The organism is Citrobacter sp. CRE-46 (assembly GCF_059615875.1).
Genome location: NZ_CM184341.1, coordinates 2134658 through 2148309, shown reverse-complemented (window position 1 = coordinate 2148309; position 13652 = coordinate 2134658). Strand labels below are relative to the sequence as shown.

Sequence of the window (13652 nt, the reverse complement as noted above, 5' to 3'; positions counted from 1 at the left end):
TAACGCACAAAAGAGAACACCAGGCCGCCGGGCATCATACCGGGAAAACAGAACAAAACCACCCGTAGGTGGTTATTGTTGCTCAATACGGTTAAGCGTCGCGCTATACCCGGTTTTTGCTACCGCTTTAAGCAAAGTCTCGGTAGGAAAACCTTCAGGCACGATCGCTTCTGCCTGCCTTGTCTTGAGTGAGGATTTCGCCTTAATGACGCCATCGGTTTCGCGTAATGCCTGATTGACCGAAATTACGCATAACGAGCAGGTCATATTTTGTATATCCAGCACCACTTTTTGATTGGCCGCCTGAACCCACAACGGCAATAATAAGCCTGCAACTAACGTGAAAATCTTCATTCAAACACCTCATAAAACCAGGCAACCAGCGTTGGGTAAAATAACACCGGCAAAATCAACGCCAGCGCACACCAGTAGAAAACGCGCGCTTGTTTCAGGGTTAGCCAGCCAGAACACCACAACCGTTTGGAAAAATAGAGTCGCCAGAAAACACGCAGTAATAATCCCAATGACAGCAGCATCAAAGGAATTCGTAAAAACTCAAACCGGGTTAAAACAGCAAAGCTCGCCGCTGAAATACCAAATAACAGATATAACAGCGGCCCAACGCAGCATAAACCGGCAGTGACGGCAGCCGCCGCGGCCGTCAGCAGGGTCAGTCCCGCGCCTTTAGCGTTGTTCTGTGGCGACATAGCGGTAGGAGAATACTTTAGGATCGTAGAAATTGATCGGGTCGCCATCGACTTCTGCGTAAGGATAACCAAAGTTGTTCATGGCGCCCTGCTCTGTCGCCGGATACAACTCGAAATCACGTCCGTAGTTGAATCCTACCCAGTTCATTTCCCAGTTACCAAACAGGTAAGCGTTGACGGCCTGGACATCGGCGTCCTGATGCGATTTTTTCTCAGTCAGACGCATTTTGGTCACGTCAGCGGGATCGCACGGTAACCAACCGTAACCTGCCAGATAGAATTCGGCGCGACAGTGCTGTCCACCGCTGACATCGGCAACGCCTGTGCTATCGGCCTTGCCAAAGGCGCTTTTCGAGTAGCGCTCGAGCTTATTGGCTTTGCCCAGACGGATGCCAAACAGTTCACGCGCCGGAATACCGCTGGCCCGTGCCAAAGCAACAAAAACGGAGCTCATATCGGTACATTTTCCCTTGAGCTTACCGCTTTTTAAGATCTCCGCCACATCACCGGTACCGCAGCCAATAACGTCATTATCTCGTTCCATATGGCTACTCACCCAGTCGTAAATGAGACGCGCTTTTTTCAGCGGATCTTGCTCATTACCGGTAATTTTGCGCGCGGTTTCCAGAACCAGCCCATCAACAGGCGTATGTGCCGTCGGTAACAAGTAGGGTTTTACATCCAGCGGATAAATAATCTGCTCCGGTACTTGCCAGGTTTTTAGCGCATCCTGCTTCAACGGCTCCCAGTCGGCAGTTTCGATGTCGATATCAACGTTAATCAACAATTCGCTCTGGGAGTCTGGCCAGGTGGCGAACAGCGTCTTCGCGCCATAGGCATTGTTGGTGGTGACATACGCCTGCTGATAGTTCCCGCTAAAGGCAAGGGCTGTCATTTGTTGAAACGCAGTGTCTACAGGTAGCGGGATCCAGAGTTTCACCACACCGCGCGATCCCTCAGCAGGGTTGAGTTTATACGTTTGTGATAAGACAAAGCGTCGACGCGCGACAGGCGCGACTGTTGGCTCCGCGGCATGTACCGTCTGGCTAAGAACCGTAGGCCCGACTAAACCGGCGGCGGAAAGGAGAACACTATTTTTGAGAAATTGTCGACGTTGCATTGCTGTCTGTCCATGTTGTAAGAGTTGAGCTACGGCCCGTTGGGAAACCGGCGATCATCACAGCAGACAGACGCTGACTTAAAAAGGCGAGTCGATGGAGATTATTCATCAATAACAGACCTGTTAACTGTGAATGAAATGAGAGACTACAAGGTCGCTATTAAGCCATTTACAGGCAAAAAAGTACAGTAGCAAGCGGATATCAATCTGCCAGATCAGCCTGTCGCATGAAGCAAACGCAGCAGAAACCCGGCCTATATTTAAAAGCATGCAATAGTAGAAATAACCCAATCCATAATCCCGTTTCATATTCTGGGAGGAAGTAAAAATGGCAATGAGAATACTGTCTATTGATGGCGGCGGGATCAGAGGCATCCTACCGGGTATGCTACTTGTGGCACTGGAGAAGAAATTGCAGGATATATCAGAAAATCCTGCCGCCAGAATTGCGGATTACTTCGATCTGGTTGCCGGTACCAGTACCGGGGCCATTCTGTGTTCTGCTTATGTTTGCCCTGACGCAAAAGGAAAACCAAAGTTCTCCGCTCAGGAAGCCGTCAATTTCTACCTTCAGGATGGGGATGAAATTTTTGATGTCGGTGTCTGGAAAACAATCAGTTCACTGGGTGGCGCTACCGATGAGAAATATTCTGCAAAGGAGCTGGAGCGAGTATTAAAAATGGCATTCGGTGAAACAAAACTCAGTGAATTATTAAGACCAACCTGCTTTGTTTCTTATGACGTGAGCAGTCGTCTTCCTGTCATTTTCAAACAACATTCAGCCCTCGCCAAAAATCGGGACTTCCTGGTCAGGGACGCTTTACGGGGTACCTCTGCGGCTCCCACTTATTTCGAAGCAGCGCGTATTTATTCATTGCCCCCTGTTCCCGAAAAATTTGTCCTGGTTGATGGCGGTGTGGTAGCAAACGACCCCGCGCTCTGTGCCTATTCCGAAGCGATTAAATTCAGTAATGTCGCTGGCATTAAGGATATGATTATTGTCTCACTGGGAACCGGCAAGAAATTGCAGGGGTATTCTTATTCCGAAGTTAAGGACTGGGGCCCCTTTGGCTGGGCAAAACCGGCTATTGATATCGCGCTTGAGGGGGGGCCGCAGATGACCGCGTATTATCTGCAACAAATTGCCTCAACGGTAAAAAATTCTAAATACTACAGAATACAGCCTGAACTATACGGTGCCGATCCAACGCTGGATAACGCATCGCGTGAAAACTTAGAACTTCTGCGCCAGGCAGGTCTACAAAATGCCTCCGTGTATGATAAGACATTGACTGAGATCGCTAAGTTATTAATCAATAGTGGAGGCAATTTTAAATATCAGGACGCTCATTAATCCCCAACGCTGACTGAACTCAAAATATATGCACCTTCGTTGCCAGTTTACGGGCTAACCCTCTTGCCCCCTCACGCATGACCGTATTGTGATTCCAGCGAAATACGGGTGCCGCCAGCGGGGCAAGATAATTCATCCAACGGATAGTGGTTCGGACATTCCAGTCATACTTGACAATAGTCTCTTTGCCACTCGCAGTAAAAGACCACACACCTCGCCCTTCTACCGCCCCGCTGGCTTGTCCTTCAAGCATAGAGCAAGGGAGAATATTCAATACGTTGATATCAAAGGTTAAACGATAAGGAAGCGCCCCTTTCCAGGTATAACGATGTAGCGCGCCAATGCCCTGTAAATCCCCCTTCTTGATCTCCACAATTCTTTCCAGACTTCCCCACCATTCCGGCCATTGGTCCGGATGGGAAAAAATATCCCATACCTCCTGGATTGAAGCCTCAACCCGCCAGATCGTGGAAAACTGATACTCAGCCATAGTACGGGCTCCCTCAAGGCGTGAAGAAATTAGCGGGAAAACGGATGTTGATAACCATAGCTTCCAGAAGAACGGTTTCTAATCGCCGCCCATCTGGGGCATAGCCGATCACTTTGGCAGGGAATCCGTGATAATTATCCAGCCAGACGTCGTAGCGGTGAACGCCATCCACTGTCATTATTCCTGGCCCAACCACAGACACATGCGTCGTCTCCCGCCCCGCTAGACGCTCCTGAGCAACAACCGTCGTTGTTCCCTCGCGCTGCAGATGGCGAATATTGCCTAACAACACGCCGATATCAGAACGATCCACCCGATGACCGCGCTCATCCTGGATCAATGAATTGGTCGGCGACAGGTGCAAAATGGGCAACGACCCCACACCAAATGGCCATAATGTCACTTTACCGGTGACGGGATTAAAGATGAGCACCGCGCCTGAATGCGGCTGGGTAAAATCCATTCGTACGTAGCCGGGTTTCTGATAGCTGTAGCGAATGATTTTATTCTCATCCTGCGCAGATGAAGATCGCAGCATGACCTGATAAGAGCTCATGTTGTTAAATGACTGCAGCGAAAATGCAACAGGATCCGTGCTTCTGGCTCGCGGTGATAATCCCCCTCTTTCTTCCACCGACCATACTGAGCAACTAAAGACAAGCAATGCGGTGAACGCAACTAGCGGAAAAAATGAGACGCTCATGGCCGCCCCCTGTATCTGTACTATCTGCCAACAGGAGTCATCGCCTGTCGACTGTTATTATAGTTCTTAACCGCGCGGCGCTACTCTCCCTGCTTCTCAGACTCAGTAGGAACAGTTGGTTAAATTGTTGGTTTTCTTTTCAGTTGAGATGACAACATCAAGCTATACTTTAATAGCCACACTCTTAACAGGTATTAATCATGAAACTGCCATCGGTATTTTCATGCGCCGTTCTCATCTTACTGCTGCTGGCGTCATCATCTGCCACAGCCAGCGCGTTACAAAACCAGGCCGCGAGTGAGCAAGCGTTAAACGCGGCACTCCGTGCCGGTAATGGCATCATCATCATTGGCGGGACAAATGATTTCCCTTTCACGTTCAGGGCACCAAACCGAATCCACAGACATTTAGCGATTCAGGATAGCTTTGGCGATCCCACCATGATAAATGGTTTCCAGGACCTCAACGATAATCCTGCCCGAAATGGGTTTATCAACAACCCTGCCCGAGGACGATTTATGCTTAACGCACCGATTCGTCGATAGAGTGATTATCTATTGCAAATGTTTGAAGGGCATTTTACGTATCAGGCAGGATAAAACGACGGATTACAGGCACAAAAAAACCACCCGTAGGTGGTTTCACGACACTGCTTATTGCTTTGATTATTCTGTTCTTTCCCATGGTACCCGGAGTGGGACTTGAACCCACACAGCGCGAACGCCGAGGGATTTTAAATCCCTTGTGTCTACCGATTCCACCATCCGGGCTCGGGAAGAAATTGGAGGCGCGTTCCGGAGTCGAACCGGACTAGACGGATTTGCAATCCGCTACATAACCGCTTTGCTAACGCGCCGAAATCTTCTGGCTTTTCAGCCGACATCCGCGATTGCCGATGCCTTTAATTTGGAGCGGGAAACGAGACTCGAACTCGCGACCCCGACCTTGGCAAGGTCGTGCTCTACCAACTGAGCTATTCCCGCATCACCAAGTAACTTTGTTAATCACTTGATTTTGTTATCGTCTGGCAATCAGTGCTGCCGTTCGATGCGTTGCATTCTACTTACCTGACGCAATGAGTCAACGATATTTTTCACCACTGACGATCGTTTGCTGAAATTTGCGCCGAAACGATCACTGTTCAAGCAAATCTCCCCATGCAGCGCTCAAATACTGGAACATTGACCACAAAGTCAGTACCGCAGCGACGAAGAAAAGTGCGATTCCGGCATACTCTACCCAAATATTTGGACGCCACAGCAGCCACGCCAATGCGGCCATCTGCGAAGTGGTTTTCACTTTACCGATCCAGGACACTGCCACACTGCTGCGTTTACCCAGTTCTGCCATCCATTCACGTAGCGCAGAGATGATAATTTCACGCGCGATCATCGTGGCGGCAGGAAGCGTCACCCACCAGCTGTGATAGTGCTCCGTCACCAGCACCATCGCGATAGCAACCAGCACTTTATCAGCAACGGGGTCGAGGAAGGCGCCAAAACGCGTGCTTTGGTTCCAGCGACGCGCCAGATAGCCATCAAACCAGTCGGTGACCGCCGCAATACAGAAGATCAGCGCACAAACAAAGGGAGCCCAGGTGAATGGCAGATAAAACGCCAATACAAAGAATGGGATCAGGATGACGCGAAACAGCGTGAGCAACGTAGGGATATTAAATTGCATATGACGGATAACTATCTGTTGTCAGTGAAATTACCCCTATGTTGCTACAGAGGGCCTAATGTTTCAACGAGTAGAAGATCTTTTCTGCCAGAGCTTGCGAAATACCCGGCACTTTTGCAATTTCTTCAATACTTGCGTTACGAAGACCTTGCAAACCGCCCATATATTTCAACAACATCTGCCGACGCTTAGGCCCAACGCCTTCAATGGTCTCAAGCGTGCTGGTACTTTTCACCTTCGCACGTTTTTTCCTGTGTCCGCTAATCGCATGATCGTGAGATTCATCGCGGATATGCTGTATCACATGCAACGCGGGCGAATCCGGCGGCAGGCTAAAGCCCTCGCCTTCCGGCTCAAAGAATAGCGTTTCCAGACCCGCTTTACGATCGGCCCCTTTCGCCACCCCCAGCAAAAGTGGGTGCTGTTTATCCCAGGGAACATCCAGCTCAGCAAAAACGGCTTTCGCCTGTCCCAACTGACCTTTACCGCCATCGATCAATATGACGTCCGGAACCTTACTTTCTTCTATCGCCTTACCGTAACGCCGACGCAGAACCTGATTCATCGCCGCATAATCGTCGCCCGGCGTAATGCCGGTGATGTTGTAACGACGATATTCTGCGCGCAGTGGGCCATTGGCATCAAAAACCACGCAGGAGGCGACCGTCTGCTCGCCCATCGTATGGCTGATGTCAAAACATTCCATGCGTTTTACAGCGGGTAACTTCAATACCGATGCCAGCGCCGTCAGTCGCTGAGTAATGGTCGACTGCTGAGAAAGCCTGGTGGTTAACGCTACTGCCGCGTTGGTACGCGCCAGCTTCAGATAACGCGCACGATCTCCGCGCGGTTTCGTCTGAACATTAATCTTCCGCCCGGCCAGGTCAGACAATGAATCCGCCAGCAGAGTTTTATCGCTAAGATTAAAATCGAGCAGGATCTCGCCGGGTAAGGTACGCATTTGACTTCCCTGCAAATAAAACTGCCCGACAAAGGTTTCCACCACCTCGCCGAGTTCTGTTCCATTCGGTACTTTCGGGAAATAGCTGCGACTGCCCAACACTTTACCCTGACGAATGAACAGTACGTGCACACAAGCCATGCCAGCGTCAAACGCCACCCCGATAACGTCCAGATCATCCCCGGAATTCGAGACAAACTGTTTTTCGGTGACACGACGTACAGCCTGAATTTGGTCACGAATACGCGCAGCCTCTTCAAATTCGAGATTATGGCTGGCCTTTTCCATCCGGGCGATCAGTTGGGTTAATACCTGATCGTCTTTCCCGGACAGGAATAAACGGACGTACTCGACCTGCTGTGCATACTCTTCCTCACTCACCAGGCCCGCCACACAGGGACCGAGGCAACGGCCAATCTGATATTGCAGGCAAGGTCGCGAGCGATTGCGATACACGCTGTTTTCGCACTGGCGGATGGGAAAAATTTTCTGCAGCAGCGCCAGCGTTTCTCGTACGGCATAGCCGTTGGGGAACGGTCCAAAGTACTCGCCTTTGGCATGCTTGGCCCCACGATGCATCGCCAGGCGTGGATGAGTATCGCCGCTGAGGAAAATAAAAGGATACGATTTATCATCGCGCAGCAATACGTTATAGCGCGGCTGATACAGCTTGATGTAGTTGTGTTCAAGCAATAACGCTTCGGTTTCGGTGTGTGTCACCGTGACATCAATCTGCTGGATTTGCGCGACCAACGCTTCGGTCTTACGCGACGCGAGATTACTACGGAAGTAACTGGAAAGCCTTTTTTTCAGGTCTTTCGCTTTCCCGACATAGATAACCGTCCCGGCGGTATCATACATACGATAAACGCCGGGCTGACTGGTTACGCTCTTCAGGAACGCTTTGGCATCAAACTGATCGGTCACTGGCTTGTTAATGTCTCCGCATTACACAGGCCATGGCGAATTGCCAGGTGAGTCAACTCGACATCGCCGTGAATGTTTAATTTACTGAACATTCGATAGCGATAGCTGTTCACCGTTTTAGGACTAAGATTCAGTTGTTCTGAAATCTCATTGACCTTCTGACCTTTGGTGATCATCAGCATAATCTGCAACTCGCGTTCAGACAAACTGGCAAACGGGGTTTCCGTTTTCTCAGGTTCAATCTGGCTGAGCGCCATCTGCTGAGCGATATCGGAGGCAATATAACGTTGCCCGGAATAAACCGAACGAATGGCACTCACAACTTCCTGGGGGGCGGCTCCTTTGCTGAGATACCCCGCGGCACCTGCCTGCATGACCTTTGCAGGTAACGGGTTTTCGGTATGTACCGTCAGCATAATCACTTTAATGTCTGCCGTTGAACGCGCAATTTTGCGGGTTGCTTCGAGACCGCCAATACCGGGCATATTCATATCCATCAGCACAACGTCCACGGTATTTGAGCGGCACCATTTCACCGCATCTTCACCGCAGCACGCTTCGCCGACAACTTTTATGCCTTTTATATCTTCCAGAATGCGTCGTATCCCTGCGCGCACCAGTTCGTGGTCATCAACAAGAAAAACGTTGATCAAAGGAATATCTCCAGAATAGGGATAACGCTACCGATAGTTAATCGGTCCTATGTTAACGGGTTTTATCTCAACTTTGAAATGTAAAAAACGTCCGACTTTCGATTTTGCTCTCGTTTTTGGAAATTAGATTGTACGGCGGGTGGAAAATTTCAGGCCTCATAGCCTGCTGCCACGGTTATATCTGCTTAGCTGTTTCAGAATAGTGACAAAAAATTCATATTCCTGCGCTGAATGCAAAACAGGCAGCCAAAGTTGTAACAATAATTAACGAGTAAAATACTCGAAATAAACAACCAGTGGAGAAAATATATGCACTGCAACATGTTGTTTATTTTAATGTCCATCCCTTTAGCTTGCACAAAAAACAACCACTGATATTTTTAGCCTCGCTTATGGTATACTCCGCCGCCTTAAGATCTGACATCGCACTTTTTCATTGAAACATAACGAGGAAAATAAATGAGTACGCCTGACTTTTCCACTGCTGAGAATAACCAGGAACTGGCCAATGAAGTCACCTGTCTGAAAGCCCTGTTAACACTGATGCTGCAGGCAATGGGTCAAGCCGATGCTGGACGCGTGATTCTTAAAATGGAAAAACAGATCGCGCTGATTGAAGATCAATCACAGGCTGCGGTATTTTCCAGCACTGTTAAGCAAATTAAACAGGCCTACCGCCAGTAACAAAAAACCGGCTGACAGCATTGCTATCAGCCGGTTTTGCGTCTGACACTCAGAACGATAATTTATTCAGATAAGCCCGGTCGCAGCGGCGTAACACGCTATCTGCGTTTTGTTTGGCGCATTGAATTTCTTTTGCATATTCTTCTGGTGAAAGTTGACGGTATTTTCAGAAATCGACAGTATTATCGCTATCTCCGAAGACGTTTTCCCCTCTGCGGTCCACTTCAATATTTCTTTTTCCCGCTTGCTAAAACGCATCTCTGGCACCATGACCATGTCATCTTCCAGTCGCGTCAGCACCGACAGGCTTTCCCGCACCAGAAGCTGCATTCTGAGCTCCACTTCATCATTCGCAAAACGACTATTTTGGACACTCGCTCGCGATACCGATAAAAATCCCAACGCCCGATTCGGCAACATTAAACATTGCGTCATCCCTTTGCGTAAACCGTGATTGCGTGCGGCGTCCCACAGGGGTTGCGCATCACGAAACAAGCTATCGTCCCAGGGTAAATGCCCCTGGCTGAAGTTTTCAGGCTTCAGCACCGGATCAATGGCGAAATAATTCTCGGACTGATAATGCGCCACCCATGCTTTGGGATAGGTCGTATGAAGTGACGTTTTAGGACGGGTAAAGGGTACGGGATGACGAACACAGAGTGCGTAGAAATCGAACTCTAAATGCTGCGTCTGTTGTTGTAACTCATTATAGACATCCTCTGCCGTCGCCATTTCCTGAAAGCGTAACAGCATGCTCCGTCGCCAGGTAAAGAAATCATGATCCTGCATACTAAGTGGTAATGCCCCTGCGATTGATAATCATCCAAACATATGAAACAAGCTAACACATAAATGTATTTTATATATGCAAATTATCGGACAAATGAAAAATTACTTGAGCGTGACTCAATCGCCAGAGTAAGCAACAGAATCAAGCATTAATAATAAAGCAATATTTATAAATAGTTATGCGCACAGCACTCACCATAAAACAATGCCGGTGAGTGCTGCTTGTACTATTTATTGCATGAGGAATTTTTCGAGAAACTGACGGGTTCGCGGCTGTTGCGGATGCGTAAATAAAGATTTAGCGAGTCCCTGCTCCACTATCCGTCCTTGATCCATAAATATCGCCCGGTCAGCCACATCACGCGCAAAGCTCATTTCATGCGTCACAATCACCATGGTGCGTTTTTCCTGCGCCAACTGGCGAATGGTATTAAGCACCTCGCCAACCAGTTCAGGGTCAAGCGCTGAGGTGGGTTCATCGAATAAAATAACCTCTGGTCGCATCGCCAGCGCCCGGGCAATCGCCACGCGCTGCTGCTGCCCACCGGACAGGCGGCGCGGATAGCTGGTTTCTTTTCCCGCCAGCCCGACTTTTGCCAGCAGTTCGCGCGCACGGGCTGTCGCTTCGGCTTTAGGTTCGCCTTTGACAATCACCGGACCTTCAATAATGTTTTCCAGCACCGTTCGATGGGGAAACAAATTAAAGTTCTGGAACACAAAGCCTACGTGCTGGCGCAACTGGCGAATCAGTCCTTTCTGCTGTGTTAACGACCGCGCGGTATCAATGGTTATCTCACCCACTTTAATGGTGCCCGCCTCCGGTTGCTCCAGCAAATTAATGCTCCTCAGCAGCGTGGTTTTGCCCGAACCGCTCGGTCCGATAATCGCCACAACTTCACCGGGTTTGACGTCGAGATCGATCCCATGCAGCACCGTTTGCCCATGGAATTTTTTGACCAGGTTTCTGACTTCAATAGCACTCATTTCGGCTCTTTCTCCTGGCGGTTCAGTTGTTCTTCAAAATAGTTCTGCAGCGCAGAAAGCACTGTCGCCATTACCCAATAAATCAAGGAGGCCGCCAGATACATAGTGAACACTTCCAGCGTACGCGAGGTAATCAGCTGCGCCTGACGGAACAGTTCAGGAACCTGAATAGTCGCGGCCAGTGAAGTGTCCTTCACCAGGCTGATAAAGCTGTTGCTCAGCGGCGGCAGCGCAACGCGTGCCGCCTGCGGCAGGATCGCCCGGCGCATGGTCTGCCAGCGCGTCATGCCAATACTGGCCCCCGCTTCCCACTGCCCTTTATCGATGGAGGAGATTGCCGCCCGCAGCGTTTCCGCCGCGTAGGCCGCCGTATTCAGCGACAAACCAATCATCGCCGCCGGGATGGGATCCAGCTCAATACCAAACTGCGGCAGACCGTAATAGATCATAAAAAGTTGGGCGATCAACGGCGTTCCGCGAAAGACAGAGATATAAAAGCGCGCCAGCCAACGTACAGGTAATAGCGGCGACAGGCGCATTAGCGCCAGGATAAACCCCAGCACGAGGCCAAAGAACATCCCGCCGATACTCAGTTGCAGCGTAAAAACCGCGCCTTTAAGCAGATACGGTAGGGAATCGATCACCAGTTGGATACTTTCTTGCATTACGTTTTTCTACCTGATTGTTACACGTGAGGATGGTAGGCAAACAATGCAGGCGCCCCACCGGTATGGATAAAGAGAATTGGCCCTTCATCTTTAAAGCGCTTCTGGCTGATGCCGTCAATCAGACCCGCCATCGCCTTGCCGGTATAGACCGGATCCAACAAGATGCCTTCCAGCCGCGCCAGCAGTTTTACCGCTTCCATGCCCTCTTCGTTTGGCGTACCGTAGCCCGGCGCATAATAATCATCCCATAGCAGGATATCCGCTGAGGCCGTCAGTTCCAGTTCACGGGCAATGTCCTGCTGTAGCGTAACAACTTTGGGCTTTTGATCGGCCACGCTGCGCGAGACGGTCACGCCAATCAGCTCAACGTGTGGCATCAGCTGTTCCAGCCCAACGGCCAGTCCGGCATGCGTACCCGCGCTGCCCGACGCCACGACCACGGAAGACAGCTCTACGGCCCCTTCACACTGTTGCGCAATTTCCAGCGCGCTTTCCACATAGCCCAGCGCTCCCAGAGCATTGGAACCCCCAACCGGGATCACATACGGACGGAACCCTTGCGCTTCAATCCGCGTCGCCAGTTCCTGAAGTTGCGCATTCGGATCGGTCAGCGCATCGCACATTTCAATCTGGGTATTAAACAGGTCCAGCAGCAGACGGTTGCCGTTGCTGAGATAGTTTTCCGCCCTGGTGCCAATCGGGTTTTCCAGCAGCGCCACGCAATGCAGGCCAAGTTTAGCCGCTACCGCCGCTGTCTGGCGCACATGGTTAGACTGGATAGCGCCCGCGGTTATCAACGTATCGGCCCCTTCACGCAGCGCATCCGCCGCCAGAAACTCCAGCTTACGCAGTTTATTGCCGCCCATGGCCATCGGCGTAACGTCATCGCGTTTGATGAAAATATCGCGCCCAAGATAGTCGGAGAAGCGTGGAAGATATTCGAGCGGTGTTGGTGCGCCAATAAATTCCAGACGTGGAAAGCGCGTTAAGTTATGCAGCGGCATACAGCCTCCGGTATTTGTTGTTGTGATGTTCTTTTTATTATGCACGTTCAGGCGCAATGAAATAAAAAAAGGCGCTGTTAAAGGCGCCTTTTTTCATCGGATGACGATTATTTCGTCACATCCGCTCCAAACCATTTTTCAGACAGCGCTTTCAACGTACCGTCTTTTTGCATTTCGGCAATGGCGGCATCAACCGCTTTCAGCAGATCTTCATTGCCCTTGCGCAGCGCCACACCAGATTCCTGGCGGGAGAAGGCCTCACCGGTGACGGCCAGCGTATCTTTGGTTTTCTTCACCAGATCCAGCGCTGCCAGACGGTCAACCAGAATCGCGTCGATACGGCCTACACGCAGATCCTGATATTTGGTCGGGTCATCATCATAGGTACGAATATCCACGCCCTGCACGTTCTGGCGCAGCCACTCTTCATAGTTGGTGCCCAGACCCACGCCGACTTTTTTACCTTTCAGATCGGCAGCGGTCTTGATAACGCCTTCATTGCCTTTCTTCACCAGCGCCTGGATACCAGAGACCGTATACGGGGTAGAGAAATCGTATTTTTTCTTCCGTTCGTCAGAGATGGTCACCTGGTTGATAACCACGTCAATGCGTTTGGAATCAAGCGAGGCCAGCATGCCGTCCCACTTGGTCGGCTTCAACGTGGCTTTCACCCCAAGGTGCTTTGCCAGTGCTTCGGCGAACTCCACTTCGAAACCCGTCAGCTTGCCGTCATCACCCTGAAAACTAAACGGGGGATAGGTCCCTTCCAGGCCCACCAGCAGCGTACCGCGCTCTTTAACTTTATTTAACAGACCTTCATCTGCATAAGTCTTTACGCTCATTCCGGCGACAAGTGCAACAGCCATTACACCCATCAGAGCCTGACGTCCCAGAAGTGCTAATTTCATAGTTACCCCGAATATTG

General features: G+C 50.3%; 17 protein-coding genes and 3 tRNA genes. 4 read left to right on the top strand and 16 right to left on the bottom strand.

The features are described from left to right. Positions 1–72 precede the first annotated feature (72 nt). The 3 genes from AC534G_RS10205 to AC534G_RS10195 are packed head-to-tail and all read right to left on the bottom strand — an operon-like array spanning position 73 to position 1827. Positions 73–354, bottom strand: coding sequence for a heavy-metal-associated domain-containing protein (locus AC534G_RS10205; RefSeq protein WP_038641518.1), 282 nt, complete (start codon positions 352–354; stop codon positions 73–75). Beyond that, positions 351–707, bottom strand: coding sequence for a mercuric transporter MerT family protein (locus tag AC534G_RS10200; protein ID WP_110497619.1), 357 nt, complete (start codon positions 705–707; stop codon positions 351–353). Before AC534G_RS10200 ends, AC534G_RS10205 begins: the two co-directional genes overlap by 4 nt. Next, positions 685–1827, bottom strand: a complete 1143-nt coding sequence (locus tag AC534G_RS10195; protein ID WP_069323581.1) for a transglutaminase-like domain-containing protein — start codon at positions 1825–1827, stop codon at positions 685–687. Before AC534G_RS10195 ends, AC534G_RS10200 begins: the two co-directional genes overlap by 23 nt. A 328-nt stretch (positions 1828–2155) precedes the next feature. Between AC534G_RS10195 and AC534G_RS10190 the strand changes: the two genes are divergently transcribed. Then, entirely contained in the window at positions 2156–3181 is a 1026-nt protein-coding gene (locus tag AC534G_RS10190) for a patatin-like phospholipase family protein (protein ID WP_110497617.1), read from the top strand. A 19-nt stretch (positions 3182–3200) separates the two neighbouring features. Here the strand turns inward: AC534G_RS10190 and AC534G_RS10185 are convergent, their stop codons facing one another. After that, on the bottom strand, positions 3201–3671 hold the full coding sequence (locus tag AC534G_RS10185) for an SRPBCC family protein (RefSeq protein WP_110497615.1): 471 nt from the start codon (positions 3669–3671) through the stop codon (positions 3201–3203). A 13-nt stretch (positions 3672–3684) separates the two neighbouring features. After that, positions 3685–4374, bottom strand: coding sequence for a LolA family protein (locus AC534G_RS10180; protein ID WP_110497613.1), 690 nt, complete (start codon positions 4372–4374; stop codon positions 3685–3687). Positions 4375–4574: 200 nt separating this feature from the next. Here AC534G_RS10180 and AC534G_RS10175 point away from each other — a divergent pair, with 200 nt between their 5' ends. Then, positions 4575–4919 carry a hypothetical protein gene (locus tag AC534G_RS10175; protein ID WP_069323577.1) on the top strand — a complete coding sequence of 115 codons (345 nt, stop codon included), beginning with the start codon at positions 4575–4577 and terminating at the stop codon, positions 4917–4919. A 138-nt stretch (positions 4920–5057) separates the two neighbouring features. On the opposite strand, the gene AC534G_RS10170 is transcribed toward AC534G_RS10175, so the two are convergent. From AC534G_RS10170 to uvrY, 6 genes are all read right to left on the bottom strand, one after another. Beyond that, positions 5058–5144: transfer RNA gene (locus AC534G_RS10170), tRNA-Leu, on the bottom strand. Between the two features lie 12 nt (positions 5145–5156). After that, positions 5157–5230 (bottom strand) — tRNA-Cys (locus tag AC534G_RS10165). Positions 5231–5281: 51 nt separating this feature from the next. After that, positions 5282–5357, bottom strand: a tRNA-Gly gene (locus tag AC534G_RS10160). Between the two features lie 151 nt (positions 5358–5508). Further along, a complete protein-coding gene (gene pgsA, locus AC534G_RS10155; RefSeq protein ID WP_038641531.1) occupies positions 5509–6057 on the bottom strand; it encodes a CDP-diacylglycerol--glycerol-3-phosphate 3-phosphatidyltransferase in 549 nt (182 codons plus the stop codon). Positions 6058–6112: 55 nt separating this feature from the next. Further along, positions 6113–7945 carry an excinuclease ABC subunit UvrC gene (gene uvrC / locus AC534G_RS10150; RefSeq protein ID WP_110497611.1) on the bottom strand — a complete coding sequence of 611 codons (1833 nt, stop codon included), beginning with the start codon at positions 7943–7945 and terminating at the stop codon, positions 6113–6115. Further along, positions 7942–8598, bottom strand: coding sequence for a UvrY/SirA/GacA family response regulator transcription factor (gene uvrY, locus AC534G_RS10145; protein ID WP_038641535.1), 657 nt, complete (start codon positions 8596–8598; stop codon positions 7942–7944). The genes uvrC and uvrY overlap by 4 nt, the downstream gene beginning before the upstream one ends. Positions 8599–8894: 296 nt before the next feature. Here uvrY and AC534G_RS10140 point away from each other — a divergent pair, with 296 nt between their 5' ends. Together AC534G_RS10140 and AC534G_RS10135 are read left to right on the top strand one after the other, a co-directional pair. Continuing rightward, on the top strand, positions 8895–9038 hold the full coding sequence (locus tag AC534G_RS10140; RefSeq protein WP_470261520.1) for a hypothetical protein: 144 nt from the start codon (positions 8895–8897) through the stop codon (positions 9036–9038). Positions 9039–9057: 19 nt separating this feature from the next. After that, positions 9058–9282 carry a DUF2594 family protein gene (locus AC534G_RS10135; protein WP_006684077.1) on the top strand — a complete coding sequence of 75 codons (225 nt, stop codon included), beginning with the start codon at positions 9058–9060 and terminating at the stop codon, positions 9280–9282. Between the two features lie 66 nt (positions 9283–9348). On the opposite strand, the gene sdiA is transcribed toward AC534G_RS10135, so the two are convergent. The 5 genes from sdiA to tcyJ all read right to left on the bottom strand — a co-directional run bounded on the left by sdiA (position 9349) and on the right by tcyJ (position 13635). Next, complete coding sequence (gene sdiA / locus AC534G_RS10130) at positions 9349–10071, bottom strand: quorum-sensing transcriptional regulator SdiA (protein ID WP_038641538.1); 723 nt, start codon at positions 10069–10071, stop codon at positions 9349–9351. A gap of 231 nt (positions 10072–10302) precedes the next feature. Beyond that, entirely contained in the window at positions 10303–11055 is a 753-nt protein-coding gene (gene tcyN / locus AC534G_RS10125) for an L-cystine ABC transporter ATP-binding protein TcyN (RefSeq protein ID WP_110497609.1), read from the bottom strand. Next, complete coding sequence (gene tcyL / locus AC534G_RS10120) at positions 11052–11720, bottom strand: cystine ABC transporter permease (protein WP_006684074.1); 669 nt, start codon at positions 11718–11720, stop codon at positions 11052–11054. The genes tcyN and tcyL overlap by 4 nt, the downstream gene beginning before the upstream one ends. A 20-nt stretch (positions 11721–11740) precedes the next feature. Continuing rightward, positions 11741–12727 carry a D-cysteine desulfhydrase gene (gene dcyD / locus AC534G_RS10115; protein WP_110497607.1) on the bottom strand — a complete coding sequence of 329 codons (987 nt, stop codon included), beginning with the start codon at positions 12725–12727 and terminating at the stop codon, positions 11741–11743. Positions 12728–12834: 107 nt separating this feature from the next. Further along, positions 12835–13635: a cystine ABC transporter substrate-binding protein gene (tcyJ, locus tag AC534G_RS10110; protein WP_032939603.1), complete on the bottom strand. Its 801-nt coding sequence runs from the start codon at positions 13633–13635 to the stop codon at positions 12835–12837. Positions 13636–13652 lie beyond the last annotated feature (17 nt).

Coding starts and splice junctions, on each gene's coding strand:
- AC534G_RS10205 (WP_038641518.1), bottom strand. CDS start 354: ATGAAGATTTTCACGTTAGTTGCAGGCTTATTATTGCCGTTGTGGGTT.
- AC534G_RS10200 (WP_110497619.1), bottom strand. CDS start 707: ATGTCGCCACAGAACAACGCTAAAGGCGCGGGACTGACCCTGCTGACG.
- AC534G_RS10195 (WP_069323581.1), bottom strand. CDS start 1,827: ATGCAACGTCGACAATTTCTCAAAAATAGTGTTCTCCTTTCCGCCGCC.
- AC534G_RS10190 (WP_110497617.1), top strand. CDS start 2,156: ATGGCAATGAGAATACTGTCTATTGATGGCGGCGGGATCAGAGGCATC.
- AC534G_RS10185 (WP_110497615.1), bottom strand. CDS start 3,671: ATGGCTGAGTATCAGTTTTCCACGATCTGGCGGGTTGAGGCTTCAATC.
- AC534G_RS10180 (WP_110497613.1), bottom strand. CDS start 4,374: ATGAGCGTCTCATTTTTTCCGCTAGTTGCGTTCACCGCATTGCTTGTC.
- AC534G_RS10175 (WP_069323577.1), top strand. CDS start 4,575: ATGAAACTGCCATCGGTATTTTCATGCGCCGTTCTCATCTTACTGCTG.
- pgsA (WP_038641531.1), bottom strand. CDS start 6,057: ATGCAATTTAATATCCCTACGTTGCTCACGCTGTTTCGCGTCATCCTG.
- AC534G_RS10135 (WP_006684077.1), top strand. CDS start 9,058: ATGAGTACGCCTGACTTTTCCACTGCTGAGAATAACCAGGAACTGGCC.
- sdiA (WP_038641538.1), bottom strand. CDS start 10,071: ATGCAGGATCATGATTTCTTTACCTGGCGACGGAGCATGCTGTTACGC.
- tcyN (WP_110497609.1), bottom strand. CDS start 11,055: ATGAGTGCTATTGAAGTCAGAAACCTGGTCAAAAAATTCCATGGGCAA.
- tcyL (WP_006684074.1), bottom strand. CDS start 11,720: ATGCAAGAAAGTATCCAACTGGTGATCGATTCCCTACCGTATCTGCTT.
- dcyD (WP_110497607.1), bottom strand. CDS start 12,727: ATGCCGCTGCATAACTTAACGCGCTTTCCACGTCTGGAATTTATTGGC.
- tcyJ (WP_032939603.1), bottom strand. CDS start 13,635: ATGAAATTAGCACTTCTGGGACGTCAGGCTCTGATGGGTGTAATGGCT.